This is a genomic window from Vibrio sp. OPT46, assembly GCF_015163535.1.
GTDB classification, from domain to species: Bacteria; Pseudomonadota; Gammaproteobacteria; order Enterobacterales; family Vibrionaceae; genus Vibrio; species Vibrio alginolyticus.
Genome location: NZ_JADDYG010000358.1, coordinates 124,900 through 126,728, shown reverse-complemented (window position 1 = coordinate 126,728; position 1,829 = coordinate 124,900). Strand labels below are relative to the sequence as shown.

Here is a 1,829-nt window from a genome sequence, read left to right as displayed (position 1 = left end):
CATCGCTTAGTTGATATCGCCCCGGTTACCACCATTGACTTATATGAAAGCGGGATTACGGATTGGTCGGTACTTACCAGTTTCACTCGGAGGTTTGGTGAAGAGCTGGGAAGAGAGGCGGAAGCAGAGGCGCTTATCCAACAATATGAAAAACGTTTGTCTTTATTAAAAAAGCGTATAAATAAAGGCCAGCCGCCACTTCTAATGATTCAGTTTATGGATACAAAGCACGTACGTGTTTTTGGTCAAAATAGTCTTTACTCCCAGGCTATCGAAAAGATTGGGCTGAGTAATGCATGGAATGAAAAGACGAATAGCTGGGGCTTCAGCCTAGTTGGCATCGACAAGTTAGCTGGCATAAAAGCTCAAATCGTTATCGTAGAGCCATTACCTTATGGTGGAGCGGAGCAGCTCTCTCAAGACCCATTTTGGCAATATGTTGTTCAACAATCTGGTGAAAAGGTCATGCAAGTCGCGCCCGTTTGGAGTTTTGGTTCTATGCCTTCAGCCCTCCGTTTCGCAGAGTTAGTTACGGCGAGTAAGGTCGAGGAGTTAACACAATGAAAACGATGCCTTTAAGCTTTGTGGTGTTACTTTCGGCATTTACCTTTTCTATTGGTGCTTTCCAATTGTACCAAGTAAGCTCATTTTCGTTAGCTCTAAGCAGTTTATGGGAGCCTAACTTTCAATCTATCGATTCTGTTTTACTTCACTTTAGCTGGTGGCCTCGAGTCTTCACCACGATTATATCTGGTGCTGGATTAGCGGTTGCTGGGGTATTGATGCAGCAAGTGCTGCGTAACCCTCTCGCTTCACCCACGACACTTGGTGTGGCGAGCGGTTCAAGTTTTGCTTTGATGTTAGCAACGCTATTCGCACCTTGGATGTTGGATATCGCGCCTAATTTGGTTGCTCTCATCGGCGGTGTGATATCGATGGGGTTGGTGATGCTGTTGTCATGGCGACGAGCGTTATCTCCAACGGTTGTCGTCGTTTCTGGGTTAGTGATAAACCTGTACTTTGCATCATTAAGTACGGTTATTCTGATGATGAATACCGAAAAGCTGAATGGGTTAATGATATGGGGAGCCGGTTCGCTTGTTCAGAGTGGATGGGGAGATTTCTCGTATCTTGCACCTCGAATCGCACTTGCTACGGTCGTTGCATTTGTGATTGCAAAGCCGTTAAGTCTGTTGGAACTCTCCGAGCAAGGTGCCAAGAGTTTAGGTGTCTCGTTAGCTAAGTTGCGTTTTGTCTGTCTTGGGCTTGCGGTGTTAATCACTTCTTGGGTGGTTTCTGCCGTAGGAATCATCGGTTTCATCGGGTTAGCGGCGCCAGCGATTACTCGATTGATAGGTATCAATAAAATCCAGCATAAGCTTTGGGTATCAATGCTGATTGGTGCCATGTTATTGACTTTAACCGATTTGGTTATTCAGCAACTGCCAGGGCTAATGGCGAGTTTTATACCAACGGGAGCAGCAACGGCTGCATTGGGCGCTCCGTTACTGTTATGGCTGTTACCTCGTTTATCACAAAAGACGCAGAGCCATACTCAAACAGTGTTAACTCGACACCGTCAACATGTTTACAAGCTAAACCCTAAAGCGATCTCATTGGCGTTGATCGGCACGTTAATTTCTGTTGTTCTTTTTGCCACGGTTGCTGTGCAAAATGAAGGGTGGACAAATTTATTTGCTAGCCAAAATTGGATTTTTTTGGAATGGCGCGCACCTAGATTATTTGCAGCAGCAATTGCGGGGGCAATGTTAGCGATTGCTGGAACCATGATTCAACGCCTAAGTGGAAACCCAATGGCAAGTCCTGAA

At 45.7% G+C, this 1,829-nt stretch carries 2 protein-coding genes; both read left to right on the top strand.

Annotation, left to right across the window (positions count from 1 at the left end):
- Positions 1-564 (top strand): ABC transporter substrate-binding protein (locus IQR33_RS16615; protein ID WP_193843861.1); only part of this gene is annotated, 564 nt, incomplete at its 5' end.
- The coding region (locus tag IQR33_RS33275) for an iron ABC transporter permease (protein WP_228013934.1) at positions 561-1,829 on the top strand (1,269 nt) is incomplete at its 3' end. The genes IQR33_RS16615 and IQR33_RS33275, both read left to right, overlap by 4 nt.